General features: G+C 50.3%; 11 protein-coding genes and 2 tRNA genes. 2 read left to right on the forward strand and 11 right to left on the reverse strand.

The annotated features are described in order from the left end of the window. Nucleotides 1–13: 13 nt before the first annotated feature. From pheS to leuB, 10 genes are all read right to left on the reverse strand, one after another. A complete protein-coding gene (pheS, locus tag BJP58_RS13490) occupies nucleotides 14–1,048 on the reverse strand; it encodes a phenylalanine--tRNA ligase subunit alpha (protein WP_071222682.1) in 1,035 nt (344 codons plus the stop codon). 466 nt (nucleotides 1,049–1,514) lie between these two features. After that, on the reverse strand, nucleotides 1,515–3,383 hold the full coding sequence (gene abc-f / locus BJP58_RS13495; RefSeq protein WP_194544326.1) for a ribosomal protection-like ABC-F family protein: 1,869 nt from the start codon (nucleotides 3,381–3,383) through the stop codon (nucleotides 1,515–1,517). Between the two features lie 571 nt (nucleotides 3,384–3,954). After that, a tRNA-Gly gene (locus tag BJP58_RS13500) sits at nucleotides 3,955–4,025 on the reverse strand. 76 nt (nucleotides 4,026–4,101) lie between these two features. After that, nucleotides 4,102–4,175: transfer RNA gene (locus BJP58_RS13505), tRNA-Pro, on the reverse strand. Between the two features lie 180 nt (nucleotides 4,176–4,355). After that, on the reverse strand, nucleotides 4,356–5,318 hold the full coding sequence (locus BJP58_RS13510; protein ID WP_071222679.1) for an aldolase catalytic domain-containing protein: 963 nt from the start codon (nucleotides 5,316–5,318) through the stop codon (nucleotides 4,356–4,358). A gap of 141 nt (nucleotides 5,319–5,459) precedes the next feature. Further along, nucleotides 5,460–6,974, reverse strand: a complete 1,515-nt coding sequence (locus BJP58_RS13515) for a leucyl aminopeptidase (protein WP_194544327.1) — start codon at nucleotides 6,972–6,974, stop codon at nucleotides 5,460–5,462. Between the two features lie 83 nt (nucleotides 6,975–7,057). Further along, the gene (locus tag BJP58_RS13520; RefSeq protein WP_194544328.1) at nucleotides 7,058–8,182 is read right to left on the reverse strand and encodes an ATP-binding protein; all 1,125 of its coding nucleotides are present in this window, start codon (nucleotides 8,180–8,182) and stop codon (nucleotides 7,058–7,060) included. A gap of 324 nt (nucleotides 8,183–8,506) precedes the next feature. After that, on the reverse strand, nucleotides 8,507–8,914 hold the full coding sequence (locus BJP58_RS13525) for a hypothetical protein (RefSeq protein ID WP_015737147.1): 408 nt from the start codon (nucleotides 8,912–8,914) through the stop codon (nucleotides 8,507–8,509). 296 nt (nucleotides 8,915–9,210) lie between these two features. Next, nucleotides 9,211–9,750, reverse strand: a complete 540-nt coding sequence (locus tag BJP58_RS13530) for a peroxiredoxin (protein WP_009593058.1) — start codon at nucleotides 9,748–9,750, stop codon at nucleotides 9,211–9,213. Between the two features lie 174 nt (nucleotides 9,751–9,924). Further along, the gene (leuB, locus tag BJP58_RS13535; protein ID WP_194544330.1) at nucleotides 9,925–11,001 is read right to left on the reverse strand and encodes a 3-isopropylmalate dehydrogenase; all 1,077 of its coding nucleotides are present in this window, start codon (nucleotides 10,999–11,001) and stop codon (nucleotides 9,925–9,927) included. 355 nt (nucleotides 11,002–11,356) lie between these two features. Here leuB and BJP58_RS13540 point away from each other — a divergent pair, with 355 nt between their 5' ends. Then, a complete protein-coding gene (locus tag BJP58_RS13540) occupies nucleotides 11,357–11,548 on the forward strand; it encodes a hypothetical protein (RefSeq protein WP_194544331.1) in 192 nt (63 codons plus the stop codon). 285 nt (nucleotides 11,549–11,833) lie between these two features. Then, a complete protein-coding gene (locus BJP58_RS13545) occupies nucleotides 11,834–12,814 on the forward strand; it encodes an aldo/keto reductase (protein WP_194544332.1) in 981 nt (326 codons plus the stop codon). A 251-nt stretch (nucleotides 12,815–13,065) separates the two neighbouring features. On the opposite strand, the gene BJP58_RS13550 is transcribed toward BJP58_RS13545, so the two are convergent. Beyond that, nucleotides 13,066–14,604, reverse strand: coding sequence for a 2-isopropylmalate synthase (locus tag BJP58_RS13550; RefSeq protein WP_194544334.1), 1,539 nt, complete (start codon nucleotides 14,602–14,604; stop codon nucleotides 13,066–13,068). Between the last annotated feature and the right edge of the window lie 156 nt (nucleotides 14,605–14,760).

A 14,760-nucleotide genomic window follows, 5' to 3' on the forward strand; every position in this document is an offset into this window, starting at 1 on the left:
TTTATCGTTAAAATTAGATCCTCGTGAACTGATTCAAGAATGCTGTATCGTTGTTAAAGAAGTGACGGATGTCATCCACGCCGTATTTCAGCATCGCAATCCGCTCAACCCCCATACCGAAAGCAAAACCACTGTACTTCTCAGGGTCATAACCGCCCATTTCAAGCACCTTCGGATGAACCATGCCGCAGCCTAAAATCTCAAGCCAGCCTGTTTGCTTGCATACGCGACAGCCGCTGCCGCCGCATCTTACACAGGATACGTCCACTTCCGCACTCGGCTCCGTGAACGGGAAGAAGCTTGGACGCAGACGGATCTGCGTGTTATCGCCGAACATCTCCTGCACGAATTGCAGCAGCGTTCCTTTCAGATCACTCATGCGAATGTTCTCGCCGATGACCAGGCCCTCGATTTGGTGGAACTGGAACGAATGCGTCGCGTCATCGTCATCCCGGCGGAATACGCGTCCCGGGCAGATGATTTTGACAGGTGCTTTTCCTTGCATCGACAGCATGGTCCGGGCTTGCACCGGGGATGTCTGAGTACGCATCAGCAGATCTTCCGTCAAATAGAAGGAATCCTGCATGTCACGTGCCGGGTGATTCTTTGGCAGATTCAGCGCTTCGAAGTTGAAGTAGTCCGTTTCCACCTCGGGTCCTTCTGCTACCTGATAACCCATCCCGATAAAGATATCCTCGATATCCTGGATCACCTTGCTCAATGGATGAACAGCGCCTTGGCTGAGCTTGCGGCCCGGGAGGGTTACGTCCACCTTCTCTGCACGCAGGCGCTCTTCGGTTTCCTGCTGCAGGAATGCTTCCTGCTTGCCGGAGATGACTTCCTCAATCGCGCCCCGAACGTCATTGGCCACCTGGCCGATAACAGGACGCTCTTCTGCGCTCAGCGCACCCATTCCGCGCAGGATTTCCGTCAAAGCCCCTTTTTTGCCAAGGTATTTCACCCGCAGATCATTCAGCTGCTGCGGATCGGTAACATCCTGCAATTGCGCCAATGCTTCCTGCTTTAATGCTTCTAATTTTTCCTTCATGGCTATTCGCACACCCCTTTGTAAACTCCATCATCGAACTGAAAACAAAAAAGACTGAAAACAAAAAAGGCCTCTCCTCCCGAAAAGGGACGAAGAGACCGTGGTACCACCCTTGTTAACATGTTTCATACCCTAACCAAGGCGGTAAAAGCCTTAGCCCCGAGTATGCCTCATCATGCTCACTTGACCGACGTAACGAATCGGACCCGTTATCCCCTACTGACCGGCAGCATGCCGTGTTCAAGGAACTGCTCCGGAGCGAACTTCACCAGCCTGATTCTTTGAGGGACACTCTCAATCTACGGTATCCCTTCCCTGTAAAGAGGCACTGACTACTTTTCTCCATCGACGCATTTGTTACATATGCAAATATATAGGGTTTATTATATGCAACCTTTCGGGATATGGCAAGTTTCATTTCCCCATTTTAACCCCATCCGGCTGATTTTAATCGCGATCCTTGATCTTATTCCGACTGAAGTGTAGCCAGCTCAGCCCGAAGTTCCCTAATCTCGGCAAGCCAGCTTCCCTCGTCCCCGGGTTCAAGATCTTCGGCTGACAATCCCAGTAATTCCTGAATCCGGTATTCGAGCTCCATCCGCCGGTTGTCCTTCTCCGTATCTCCCTTGATCACGCCGGTCCGCGAGGCCTGCTCATCCTCCTCGTCCATACTTCCCTCGAACCAAACCGGATCTTCCCCGGGCGTCAGCGTAAGCAGTCGGTTCGCGATTTTACGCACAAGATACCGGTCATGGGATACGAGCGCAATCGCACCGGGAAAACTCACGAGCACTTGTTCAATCACCTCGCGGGTATCCACATCCAGGTAGTTGGAGGGTTCATCCAACACAAGCAGATGCGCACCGCTGAAGTATAGCTTGAGAAAAGCCGTTCTGCACTTCTCTCCCATACTCAGCTGCCCCATCTTCTTAAACACATCGTCCCGTCTGAAGAGGAACGAACCCAGCAAAGTACGCGCACGGCTCTCCGTCATTCCCGGAATGACAAGCAGACTGTCCAGCAGCGTGGTTTCGGGTTCCAGCCCCTCAAGCTCCTGCGAGAAATAACCGATCTTGACGGAAGGATTTCGGGTAATCCGGCCTTCATGCGGTTCGATTTCGCCCAGAAGCAGCTTAAGCAGTGTCGTTTTCCCGCTCCCGTTAGGGCCTCTTACGGCCAACCGGTCGCCGCGGTTCAGATAGAAGGTTAGCTTATTAAAAAGCTGCTGATCTCCGTATCCAAAACAGATATCCTTCACTTGGACGAGGGTACGGCCGCCGAAAGCCTCCCCTTCCAGCTCCATGTTCAGCTTGGGACCGTTTCGCGGTTTATCCACCCGCTCTGCTTCCAGCCGTTCCAGCGCTTTTTCCTTGGCATGATATCTTGAGATGTTCTTCTTGGCCTTGGCCTTGTAAAAGCTGGCGGTGATCTTGACGTCATTCACGTCCCCGGCCGCGTTATGTGCTTTATGGAACCATTCCTCATATCTTCGGATCGATTCCTCCAGCGCTTTGCGGGCCAGCTCCTGCTTTCGGTAAAGCGTCTCCTGCTCGCGCAGCTCCCTTTCCTTTTCACGGCGGTAATCCGTATATCCTCCCCGGTAACGCCGGAGTTCCTCCGAGGTCAGCTCACATACAGAGGTTGCTACCCGGTCGATGAACTCTCTGTCATGGGATACAAACAACACGGTGCCTTTGTAGGATGATACCAGCCACTGCTCCAGCCAGACCAAGCTGTCACTGTCCAGATGGTTCGTGGGCTCGTCGAGCAGTAAAAATTTCGGTGCCGATACAAGGAGCCCTGACAGCATGACCTTCGTCTTCTGGCCTCCGCTCAGCTCGCGGTAAGACACAGGCCATACCTCCGGCCCGATGCCCAGCATCGTCATCGCTTTCTCCACCTCGGTCTCCCACTGGAAACCGTTCTGGGACTCGTAACGCTCCAGCAGATTGCCATATTGCTCAAGCAATGATTCCATCTCAGCAGCGCTGCCGCCATTCATCCGCTGCTCGACGCTGGCAATCTGAAGCTTCAGCTGCCACAACGAAGGGTTACTGCGGCTGCGCACCGTATCGATGGCACTCCGATCGATTTCGTCCGGCTCATCCTGCTGCCTGAGCCAGCCCCAGCGATCTCGTGGGAGAATCGTCTCCACAACGCCTGAGGCAGGTTCGAGCTCGCCGGCCAGAATCGAGAGGAGCGTGGTTTTGCCGGTGCCGTTGCGCCCGTACAGCGCAATCCGCTCTCCTTCTGCCACCTCCAGCTGAATGCCTTCAAACAACGGCCTCCCTTGGAGCTCCATACTTATATCTTTCGCTTTTAGAATCATGGTCATATCGCCTCATCCTCTCTCTTTGGAAAAAACTAAAAAACCGCAAGCGATGGCCTGCGGCGGATATCATGAGAGAGGATTTGTTCTGATCTGAGTAACGGGACGAACGCACGCCACAGCACACTTCCTTCGGCTGTTCATTCCAGGCCAGCCCTGACGGTATGGAGATGTTAGGCTCTATACCGTCGGCTGTCAGCGAAAGCTGCAATCCGTTCCGTTTATGTGATTGTTTTGCATAAGAGTACCACTTTCGACATAACAAAAAGAGGTACCCCAGTCACATTGTTCAGACACACCAAATCTCTCCCTCTACCGCCGTAGAGAAACGCCTGCAAACCACATGCAGTTGTTTTTAGAGAAAAGGGTGTCTTACTTCATTGGACTAGGTTACCTCGCATTCTTGGAATGAAATTATGGCCATTATAACAGATATTCTTAAGAAGTAAAAGGGTTGATTAGCGGAACTTCTACATATTCGAATTCCTGCTATCGCCTGTTTATCCGGTCCTACCTACAATTCGAAAAAAAGTAAACAAAAAAACCCTTGTCACCAAGGGTTTTCTGTTCTTACGTAAGCGGGTGATGGGAATCGAACCCACGCTACCAGCTTGGAAGGCTGGAGTTCTACCATTGAACTACACCCGCATATATACCTACAAAAGTGAGCTATGACTCGGCGCATATCCCGATTACTTCTGTGAGGTCCTAAATCTTAAGCGAATCGGGACGACACGATTTGAACATGCGACCCCCTGGTCCCAAACCAGGTGCTCTACCAAGCTGAGCTACGTCCCGATAATAAAGATGCTGTCTTTTGAAGACAAAAATAAATATACCATGCCGAACACGTAATTTCAACATGTATTTTATGGAAAATAGATCACCCATATTAAAAAAGCAAACAGCATCCTTCCAAGGAGGGAAAGATGCTGATATTACCTTGACCTGAAACAACAGAGCTGCAAAAGCCCTTGCCTATTTTTTGTCGAAAGTCACTTCCGGTGTCGTCAATTTATCATAAAAATCCACAATTTTGTCTTTATCGTCCGAAGCACGAAGGGCCATGGCGGAGCGTGGATGTTCATCCAGGGTGCCTGTAATCATGTAAGGCATGATATAACCCCACTCTTCTTTTTCACGAAGTGGAATCATGTAGCGCTCGATAATATCCAGTACCGGACGCAGTTCATACTTGGTGCCTTTCAGATGGGTAACCAAAAGCTCGGTCGGGCAGTTGCCAGCCGCACGTCCCATCCCGTATACGGATGCATCCAGAAGCTCAACGCCAAGATCTGCAGCGACCAGCGTGTTGGAGAACGCCAGCTGCATGTTGTTATGGGTATGAACGCCCAGGCGTTTGTTCGGCAGATGCGTCTTGAACTTATTCACAAGGTATTCCATATCCTTATGATCAAGGCTTCCGTAAGAATCGACGATATATACCACATCCACGACGCTCTCCCTGATCAGCTCAAAAGCTTCCAGCAGCTCGTTCTCCATTACGTTGGAGAGAGCCATAATGTTGAGCGTAGTCTCGTAACCACGATCATGGAAGGTCTGTACCAGCGCAAGCGCCTTATCCACGTCTTTAATGTAACAAGCGACACGGATGAGATCCAGCAAGCTTTCCTCGCGCGGCAAAATATCGTCTTCATCCACGCGGCCGATATCTACAAGTGCGGACAGTTTGGTTTTACCTTTATGAGGAATGACTTCTCTGAGGAATTCATCATCCAGAAAACGCCAAGGGCCCGCCTGATCAGCGCCTTTCAGCAGTTTAGGCGAATTTTTATAGCCGATTTCCATATAGTCCACGCCAGCCTCATTCAGGCCCGCATATAAATTTTGTACAAATTCTACACTAAAATCCCAGTTATTTACCAGTCCGCCATCGCGAATGGTACAGTCTACAATCTTTGTCTGACTACTCTTAATCATCTAAGCTAAGCTCCTCTCGGCAATTTTTCTCTTCATCATACTTGAATGCCGGTTGAAAAGTAAAGCAAAAACGTCCGAAGGACGGACGTTTTTCAAAGGGATATGGGACTGCCACTGCCTCTTCATTTCAGAACAAACGCTTCAATTGACGACCTGGGCCTGTTTGAGTATCCAATCGGTGATGGTGCGGACGAGCACGCCGGTCGCCCCTTTGGGATCCACGCCCCGCTCCTTGGATAGGTATGCCGTACCTGCTATGTCAAAATGCACCCAAGGCAGTCCATCAGCAAATGTCCCCACAAAAAGACCGCCCGTTATCGTCCCGCCTTCTCGGCCCGTTTGATTTCGTAAATCCGCCACCTCACTCTTCAATTTATCCCAAAACTCCGGATAGGATGGCAGCGGCCATATTTTTTCGCCGGCCCTCCGGGAGGAGGCAATAAACTCCTGCAAAAAAGTCTCATCATTGGTTACGGCCCCAGTGGCGATATCCCCAAGAGCCGAAACGACGGACCCCGTCAATGTAGCTACGTCAATCAAACGCGAAGCTCCAAGCTGCTTGGCATAGGTTATTCCGTCTGCAAGCACGATACGGCCCTCGGCATCCGTATTCAATACTTCGATGGTGCGGCCGCTCAGTGTCGTGACGATATCGCCGGGTTTAAAGGCACTACCGCTCATCACATTCTCCGCAGTCGGAATCACCATCACTACATTGACTCTGGGGCGAATCCGTCCTAACGCTTCCATAACGCCCATTACGGTAGCCGCCCCGCCCATATCACTGATCATATCCTCCATTCCGGATGCCCTCTTCAGCGACACGCCACCGGTATCAAACGTAACCCCTTTGCCAACAAGGCCGATAACATCCTCCCACGTCTCCCGTCCCTGATAACGGATCGCGATCATACGCGGTGGATGGATGCTGCCTTTGCCTACGGCCAGGAGGCCGCCCATACCCTTCTCGTCTATGGCGTCCTCGTCCAGTACCTGGGCTTCGAAACCATACCGTTTCGCCAACTGAAGCGCCTTCTGGGCCAGGTCTTCCGGCAGCAGCATATTGCCGGGCAGATTCGTCAGGTCTCGTGCCAGGCAGGTTGCTTCTCCAATCGCTGCGCCTAATGACATTCCCTTCGTCCACCCTGCTTCAAATTCCGCATCCATATCGCCTTCTATATAGTAGAGGATTTCTTCTAAATTCGTCGGCTCGGAAGCATCACGCTTATAATGCGGTTTCCGATAGCTTCCGAGGATAAACCCTTCAGTTAAAGCCTGTGCAGCATCTTGTGGCGTCTGTTCGGCGGTAAAGTTAACCATCGTATTTGGAATTTGAATGGCGGCACTGCGTACACCCGATCTCCCGGCTGCTTTTACTGCCTGTGCTGCAAGCAGCCGCAGCTGCTCGGATGTCAGAATTCCTTCGGGACGTCCCAGCCATATTAACAAGCGTGCTCCCCCTTCGATGCTCTCGGGCCATACGAATGACCGATTCGGAGTGCCATCAAATAACCGATTCTCGACCAACTGTTTGAGCAGTGGATCCCAGGACTCGGAAACGCCGCCATCCGCCGCTTGTTTTTTCGTTACGGGAACAATGATCGCATCGGTATGTACTTGCCCGGATGATAAACTGCCCTTTAATGTCCACTTCATGCGTGATCTCCTCCTAAAAAAGAAAAAGCCATTCCATCGGAACAGCTGCTCTCGTATTCATTTCAGGCACGTATCGTACAATCTTAGACTTCCGAAACGTCCAGCTTGGGAAAAGTAATCACAAACTCCGTTCCGGCACCAACCTGGCTATCCACGGCAATCGAACCGCCATGGTTTCTGATAATACTGTAACTTACGGATAACCCGAGCCCCGTTCCACTCTCCTTCGTTGTGAAGAACGGGTTGAACAGATGGTTCAGTGTGTTCTGATCCATGCCGCCGCCGTTATCCGATATGCAGATGTTGATATGTTTCCCCGTATCGCGGGCTGAGATATCAATCACGCCGGTGATGTTCTCATCATGATGCTCATTAATCGCATCCAGGGCATTTTTAATAATATTCAGAATCACCTGTTTGATCTGCTTCACATCCACGGATATAAACGCAGGCGGGGTCTTATCGGTATGCAGATTAATCTGGCATCCCTTCATTAAGGCTTCACTTTCAGTTAGCAGAACAACTTCCTTCAATAAAGAGGATACGGACACAATTTTGGTTTCTGGAGCCGAGGGTTTGGAGGAATTTAGAAATTCATATATAATATCATTCGCGCGATCGATCTCCGTAAGTATAATTCTGGCATACTCGTCCTTACCTAAACTTACGAGATGCGGACGAAGCAGTTGGATGAAGCCACGGATGGAGGTGAGCGGGTTGCGTATCTCATGGGCAATGGAGGCCGAGATTTTTCCCAGCATGGCCAGCTTATCGTTCTGATAAGCGGTTTGCTCAATTCGTTTGAAGTCGGAGACATCCTTCACGCTAATCAGAAAATCGCCTTCCATCTGGTCCCCATAAGTCATCGTGATCAGCCACGATCGGCCATATTCATCAACCAATTCATGAAATCTCTTGCGGTGGAATACCGTTTCCCGAAAAATGCGAAGTATTTTTCTCTTCTTAAATCTGGAGAGCTGGGGATGTCTCAATAGTTGGGTCAGCGTACAGCCAGTCAGCGATTTACGGGATACACCTAACAATTTTGCCATCTGTACATTAACAAATGCTAACACACCGTCACTATCAAAGAGGATGATCCCGCTGTCGAGATTCTCCAGTATGTTTTCATACTTGTTCCTTATAAGCTGGCTGGAATGAAAAGAACGAATTGCCTGCAGCTCAGATTCACGGATTTGACTCAACAAGATGGCTCCCCCTTTTCATGAAAAGTTGAACTCACCAAACCGACAAAAAACCTTGCAAACATCAGCTTGTCCGCCTTTGAATCAGAAGCAGCCCGAATCTGCTTCCTTCCATGATAGTCATCGAGACAAAGAAACGTCAATCAGAAATCCTGTCGAAAAATGGGAAATTGCATAAAAATACCATGCATCATGCTTATGTATTTCTGCTTATGTAGTGGATCTAACACCTAATTCCAAACAACTAATATAAACATTACCCCCTTTTGTATGATTTGAAACATTAAAAAAGCCCCGAGTACTCACGAGGCTTTATTAATTCCTGGATTAAGGCTGCTTCTGGAGCCGGAGTCTGCGCTGACTCATCACGGCAAGCCGTCTTTTCAGTTCGCCCTGCCACTTCTCATCCTCCATCCATTTGGCAACCACCAGGAGATCTAACGACATATCAATCTGACTCTGAACCACCGTTAGCGGATCCTCCGACTCCCGGTTGACAACATTCTCAAAAATCGCATCCTCATCTTCCATCACATAATCCTGAAAATCCACCTGGGATGCTCCGTCACCATGGGCATATTCAGCTAATATTTCATACTCATTCTCAACCCGATGATGTACCTCCACGCGATGGCAGACCGGACAAGACAGCAGGGGAACATTATGTACTTGAGTGCGATAATGCTTCAGTGTACCCTTTGTACCCATCATACTAGCCCCACAGCAAAAACTCATATCGTTCACCCTCCTTTTGTGGACTCTCAACCGTTTCAAAATATTGTATTCGCTTTCACTCCCGCTAATTCCTTCATGAAAAGAACCTCGATAAAAATTTTAGGCACGATTCCCTAAACATAAGTCCGTTAGCCTATATATTTAAATTTAAATTTAAATTATATATCAACGCAAGAGCGGTTCTCTAAACAAGAGTCTTCCCCTATTTCATCCAATAAAATCAGAGGTGAAAAAACCCCCACTACCTGCACATAATGTCAGATAATGAGGGCTGCCTTAACTTTAACGAAATGGAATTACAGGTTGCTGTCGCCTGGTTTCCAGTTCATAGCGCACAATCCGCCGGATTGAAGTGCTTGAAGAACGCGAAGCGTTTCTTCTACACTGCGGCCTACGTCGTTATGGTTTACAACTTGATATTTCAATTCGCCTTCTGGATCGATGATGTACAAGCCGCGCAGAGCAACGCCTTCTTCTTCGATCAGAACACCGTAGTCTCTTGCTACGTTTTTGGTGATGTCGGAAGCCAGCGGGAAGTTCAATGCTCCCAGACCGTTAGCTTCTTTAGCAGTGTTGATCCAAGCTTTGTGGCTGTGGATAGAGTCAACACTTACACCCAGAATTTCAGTATCCAATGCTTTGAATTGATCATAAGCATCGCTGAGAGCCGTGATTTCAGTTGGGCATACAAAAGTGAAATCAAGCGGATAGAAGAAGAATACGAGCCATTTGCCGCGGTAGTCGGACAGGCTTACTTTACCAAAATCTTTACCGTCTCCTGATACAGTTTCCATTGTAAAATCAGGAGCCGCTTTACCAACCAAACGTTCTGCCATGATTGAATTCCTCCTTAACATATGTAAGAAAATACGTGTATTTCCTACATGCTATGTTCCTATGAACATTTAATAGAAATGTTATCATTGAGGCTAATCAAAGTCAAGATTGTAGACGTTACTTTATTATAATTATTATAAATAAGGATTTTCCTTGAACGAATGCTTCCTCTATTAACGGATAGCCGCAGCGATCAAATCGCCCATTTCTGTCGTACTGAGCGCTTTGCTATTATCCACAGCAATGTCTGCTGTACGATGTCCGGCATCAAGCACCTCGGCAACTGCGCGTTCAATTGCGTCTGCCGCATCCTCGTAGCCGAACGTGAGGCGGTACATCAGCGCTACGGACAGAATCGTTGCGATCGGGTTTGCCAAGCCTTGACCGGCAATATCAGGTGCCGAACCGTGTACCGGCTCGTACAGGCCGAAAGCACCCTCGCCCATGGATGCGGATGCCAGCATGCCGATGGAACCTGTCAGCATGGCTGCTTCATCGCTCAGGATGTCGCCGAACATGTTCTCGGTTACGATCACGTCAAAGCTGGACGGGCGGCGCAGAAGCTGCATCGCGCAATTGTCTACCAGCACATGCTCCAGCTCCACGTCCGGATATTCAGGAGCGATGCGGTTTACCGTTTCGCGCCACAAGCGGGACGTTTCCAGCACGTTCGCTTTATCGACGGAAGCCAGCTTCTTCCGGCGCTTCTGTGCAATCTCGAAGGCTTGATGGACGATTCGCTCTACCTCCGCCGTATTGTATACGCAAGTATCTACCGCTTCTTCGCCACCAGCACCTTCGCGTCTGAATTTCTCGCCGAAGTATATGCCTCCTGTCAGCTCACGAACGACCATCAAGTCAGTGCCTTCCAGGACTTCAGGCTTCAATGTGGACGCATCCTTCAAGCAATCGAAAATGACAGCCGGACGCAGGTTGGAGAACAGGCCAAGCTCTTTACGGATGCCAAGCAATCCGGTTTCCGGGCGAAGCTCCTTCGAATTGTTGTCCCATTTCGGTCCGCCTACCGCACCAAGCAATACAGCATCGGCGCTCTTACATACATTCAACGTTTCTTCTGGCAGCGGCGTCCCTTTCTCGTCAATGGCGATGCCGCCAAACAGTGCATGTTCCGTCGTAAATGAATATCCGAACACCTCTTCGGTACGTTTAATGATCTTCTCCGCTTCAGCCACTACCTCAGGACCGATGCCATCTCCGGCAATTACCGCGATTTTCTTCGTTTCTGCCATTCTTCGTCACTCCTTAATTTATATATACACTGGTCGTATTTAATCATCTAGTTACTGTTGTAACATACTTCCCCCTTGATTGACCAAGATATAGAAACTATGAACTTAATTCGTTTTGCCTATAAGCAGGGGGAAAGTGATCAGGGAGATGGCTGCGCCGAAGAGTTGCGCAGACGCTCAAAGAGTTGTGCAGAAGCTCGAAGAGTTAATATCGCAAGAGCGACTGAACGCGAGTAAGGCTTACTTTGAGAAAGGCTCGAGGCAAAGCTTAATCGTGTGTGCTTTTGTGCGTGGGTAACTTATGCGAGATCGGCTTTAATGAGAGCAGCTTTATGCGAGACTTCGAAGACTTAATGTGAGAGGCTCCGATTACGTATCGTTCCTCCAATCGCTGTTGTCGCCGAATTTCTGGATTGTATGTCTGGGGTTGAAATTCGGCTCCAAAGGCGACCGCTCCGCTTTTCCGGAATCGATTCGTCCTCTTCGCTGCTTCGAAGCTAATGAATTGGCGATTGACAGGTCACTGGAGAAGAGCACATCTCCCTGACCACAAGGGTGGTGGGAGATAGAAGAACCGCCCTATGTATAATCATGGGGCGGCTCTTGAAAGTAACATCTTGAAGAGATTCTCGGTTACTCCTAGTCCTGCTTGTGCTTCTTGCTTCTTGCTCTTTAAATTTGGCCAATGAAGTAAACAGATCACTCGCAGGTCGGCTTTCAGTGCAACCATATTAACGTTACCCCACACCGTTAGTTACATTTTTCTGCCAATACGCTACAATAGGGGTGAATTTGTCTTATACCCTAAACGACCAAGGAGTGATCATCGATTATGCAGTACACTGCTCTAGGTAAATCCGGTATGAAAGTAAGTCGTCTGTGTTTGGGGACGATGAATTTCGGTCCTGCTACGGATGAAAAGGAAGCCTTCCGCATTATGGATGCAGCGCTTGACGCAGGCGTCAATTTCTTCGATACAGCCAATGTCTACGGCTGGGGCGAGAACTCGGGCCTGACCGAAACCATTATCGGACGCTGGTTTAATCAAGGCGGGGGCCGCCGCGAGAAAGTCGTTTTGGCTACCAAATTCTATGGCTCCATGAGCGATCCTCTGGATGGTCCCAACAATGAAGCCGGGCTGTCGAGCTATAAACTTCGCCGTCATCTCGAAGCGTCGCTAAAGCGTCTGCAGACAGACCATATCGAGCTGTACCAAATGCATCACGTCGATCCTTCCGTCACCTGGGACGAGCTGTGGGGCGCATTTGAGGTTGCGGTTCATCAAGGAAAAATCGGGTATGTCGGATCCAGCAACTTTGCGGGCTGGCAGATTGCGGTTGCGCAAGCCGCAGCCCAGAGCCGGCATTTCCTCGGCCTCGTTTCCGAACAGCATAAATACAGCCTGACCTGCCGATTGCCGGAACTCGAAGTGCTTCCCGCTTCGCAGCAGCTTGGGCTCGGCGTCATTCCATGGAGTCCGCTGGACGGTGGACTGCTGGGACGCAATGCGCTTAAGAAAATCGAAGGCTCTCGCAGTGGGGGCAATGCGGAGCGCGTGGAGAAACACCGCTCGCAGCTGGAACAGTTCGCCGCACTCTGCCAGGAGCTTGGCGAACCACAGGATAACGTCGCCCTTGCCTGGGTGCTTAAGAACCCGGCGGTTACGGGACCGATTATCGGACCGCGCACGCTGGAGCAATTCGAAAGCTCCCTGCGCTCGCTTGAGATTGAACTCGATGAATCCGTAATGAAGCGTCTGGATGAAATTTTCCCGGGTCCGGGCGGAGCCGCTCCGCAGGCCTACGCCTGGTAAAATAAGGATAACATTTGAACGAAACGCTGTCTTATCCCGTTGATCAGCTGCATCAAGGCTGTATCGGTACGCTGCCATGAGAGTTAAAGGCTCGCTGCTAGTATCTGATACCAGCATTCACGGCCGGCCAACAGCATCATAAAATAAAGAAAAAGAGGAGCCGCTTTCACAGCGGCCCCTCTTTTTCTTTTGAATATCTCCTGCAGCGCAAAACGATGCGATTCAGAGCTACCATGTACTCTAAGTATGGATTACAGCGTAGCGCGCTCACGCCGGCTAAACGTTTTGCGTTTCTCGATCAGGACGTTAACCGCATCCACGTAAGCTCTTGCACTTGCTTCCAGAATGTCGGTGCTCAAGCCGCGGCCTTGCGCAGCCACGTCGTTTTGCGACAGCACGACATGCACTTCACCTTGAGCATCCTTGCCGTGCGTTACCGATTTGATGGAATAATCCGCAAGCGTAACCTCTTCGCCGGTCACCTTGTCGATCGCGTTATAGATCGCGTCGACGGAACCGTTGCCCTCGGCCTCTTCCTCAATCGTCTGCTCCGCAGTCGCAATACGAACCCGCGCCGTCGGTGTGGATTCGTTGCCGTAAGCAACAAATATCGTTTCCAGCTTGAACACTTCCGGCGTATCGATCAGTTTCTCTTCCAGCAGAGCCAGCAGATCCTCATCGGATACTTCCTTCTTCTTGTCGGCGAGCACCTTGAATTTGGCGAATGCGTCATTCACCTGTTCTTCGCTCAGCTCATAGCCCAAATCCAGCAGCTTCTCCCGGAAAGCATGACGGCCAGAGTGTTTGCCTAACACCAGCTTGCTTTCTTTGAGCCCGATAGACTCAGGCGTCATAATTTCGTAAGTCGTCTTCTCTTTCAGCATGCCGTCCTGATGAATACCGGATTCATGAGCGAACGCGTTCGCGCCGACAATCGCTTTGTTGCCCGGCACGACCATACCGGTCAGCTTGCTCACAAGGCGGCTCGTGCGGGCGATTTCCGTTAGTGCCAGCCCCGTCTTCGCTCCAAAAAACTCGGAGCGCGTCTCCAGCGCCATCGCAATTTCCTCAATGGCGGTATTCCCTGCACGTTCGCCGATTCCGTTGATCGTTCCTTCGATCTGATCGGCCCCGTTTAAAATGGCGGCAAGGGTATTCGCCGTCGCCATGCCCAGATCGTTATGGCAATGCGCGCTCAGCTGCACCTTCTCGATATCCGGAACATTTTCCTTCAAGTATTTGAATATAGCCCCGTACTCCGAAGGATTCAAATATCCCACGGTATCCGGAATGTTAACGACATTGGCGCCTTCCCGTACAGCCATGCCTACAACCTCGGCCATGAAATCCAGCTCCGTCCGGCCGGCATCCTCCAGGGAAAACTCCACTTTGGAAAAGTATTTCTTGGCATAACGGATCGAGGCCTGCGCCGTTTCCAGCACCTGCTGCTTCTCCATCCGCAGCTTGAACTTGCGGTGAATCGGGGAAGTCGCCAGGAATACGTGTATGCATGGATCCTGTGCTCCCTGAAGCGCTTCGCGAACCGCATCGATGTCACTCTCTCTGGAACGTGACAATCCAATGACCGTGACGTCTTTAACCGCGCGCGCCACTGCGTTCACAGCAGCAAGGTCACCGGGTGACGCCGCTGGAAAGCCTGCTTCCATGCGGTCGATTTTCAACTTTTCGAGTTGAAGGGCAATTTCCACCTTTTCCCGAGTGTTCAAATTCACGCCAGGAGACTGCTCTCCATCTCTCAGCGTTGTATCAAAGATATAAATCTTTCGCATGTCGGCACCTCCTTGAAGTTTATCGCTTGACGTAAACATCCGGCGGCAGGTTGACTTAATCCCCTGCCGCCGGCTGCTTTAATCTAACGGGTTCCCTGCAGCAGCACCATCATCTCATGCTCGACTGCTCCATACCCGGAAGAATTCTTATGAATT

Origin of the sequence: Paenibacillus sp. JZ16 (genome assembly GCF_015326965.1) — a bacterium.
Classification (GTDB): Bacteria; Bacillota; Bacilli; order Paenibacillales; family Paenibacillaceae; genus Paenibacillus_AQ.

What these genes read in the sequence shown, in the direction of transcription:
- abc-f (WP_194544326.1), bottom strand. Translation starts at nt 3,383, where the DNA reads ATGACCATGATTCTAAAAGCGAAAGATATAAGTATGGAGCTCCAAGGG.
- leuB (WP_194544330.1), bottom strand. Translation starts at nt 11,001, where the DNA reads ATGGCAGAAACGAAGAAAATCGCGGTAATTGCCGGAGATGGCATCGGT.
- BJP58_RS13525 (WP_015737147.1), bottom strand. Translation starts at nt 8,914, where the DNA reads ATGAGTTTTTGCTGTGGGGCTAGTATGATGGGTACAAAGGGTACACTG.
- BJP58_RS13515 (WP_194544327.1), bottom strand. Translation starts at nt 6,974, where the DNA reads ATGAAGTGGACATTAAAGGGCAGTTTATCATCCGGGCAAGTACATACC.
- pheS (WP_071222682.1), bottom strand. Translation starts at nt 1,048, where the DNA reads ATGAAGGAAAAATTAGAAGCATTAAAGCAGGAAGCATTGGCGCAATTG.
- BJP58_RS13530 (WP_009593058.1), bottom strand. Translation starts at nt 9,750, where the DNA reads ATGGCAGAACGTTTGGTTGGTAAAGCGGCTCCTGATTTTACAATGGAA.
- BJP58_RS13510 (WP_071222679.1), bottom strand. Translation starts at nt 5,318, where the DNA reads ATGATTAAGAGTAGTCAGACAAAGATTGTAGACTGTACCATTCGCGAT.
- BJP58_RS13550 (WP_194544334.1), bottom strand. Translation starts at nt 14,604, where the DNA reads ATGCGAAAGATTTATATCTTTGATACAACGCTGAGAGATGGAGAGCAG.
- BJP58_RS13545 (WP_194544332.1), top strand. Translation starts at nt 11,834, where the DNA reads ATGCAGTACACTGCTCTAGGTAAATCCGGTATGAAAGTAAGTCGTCTG.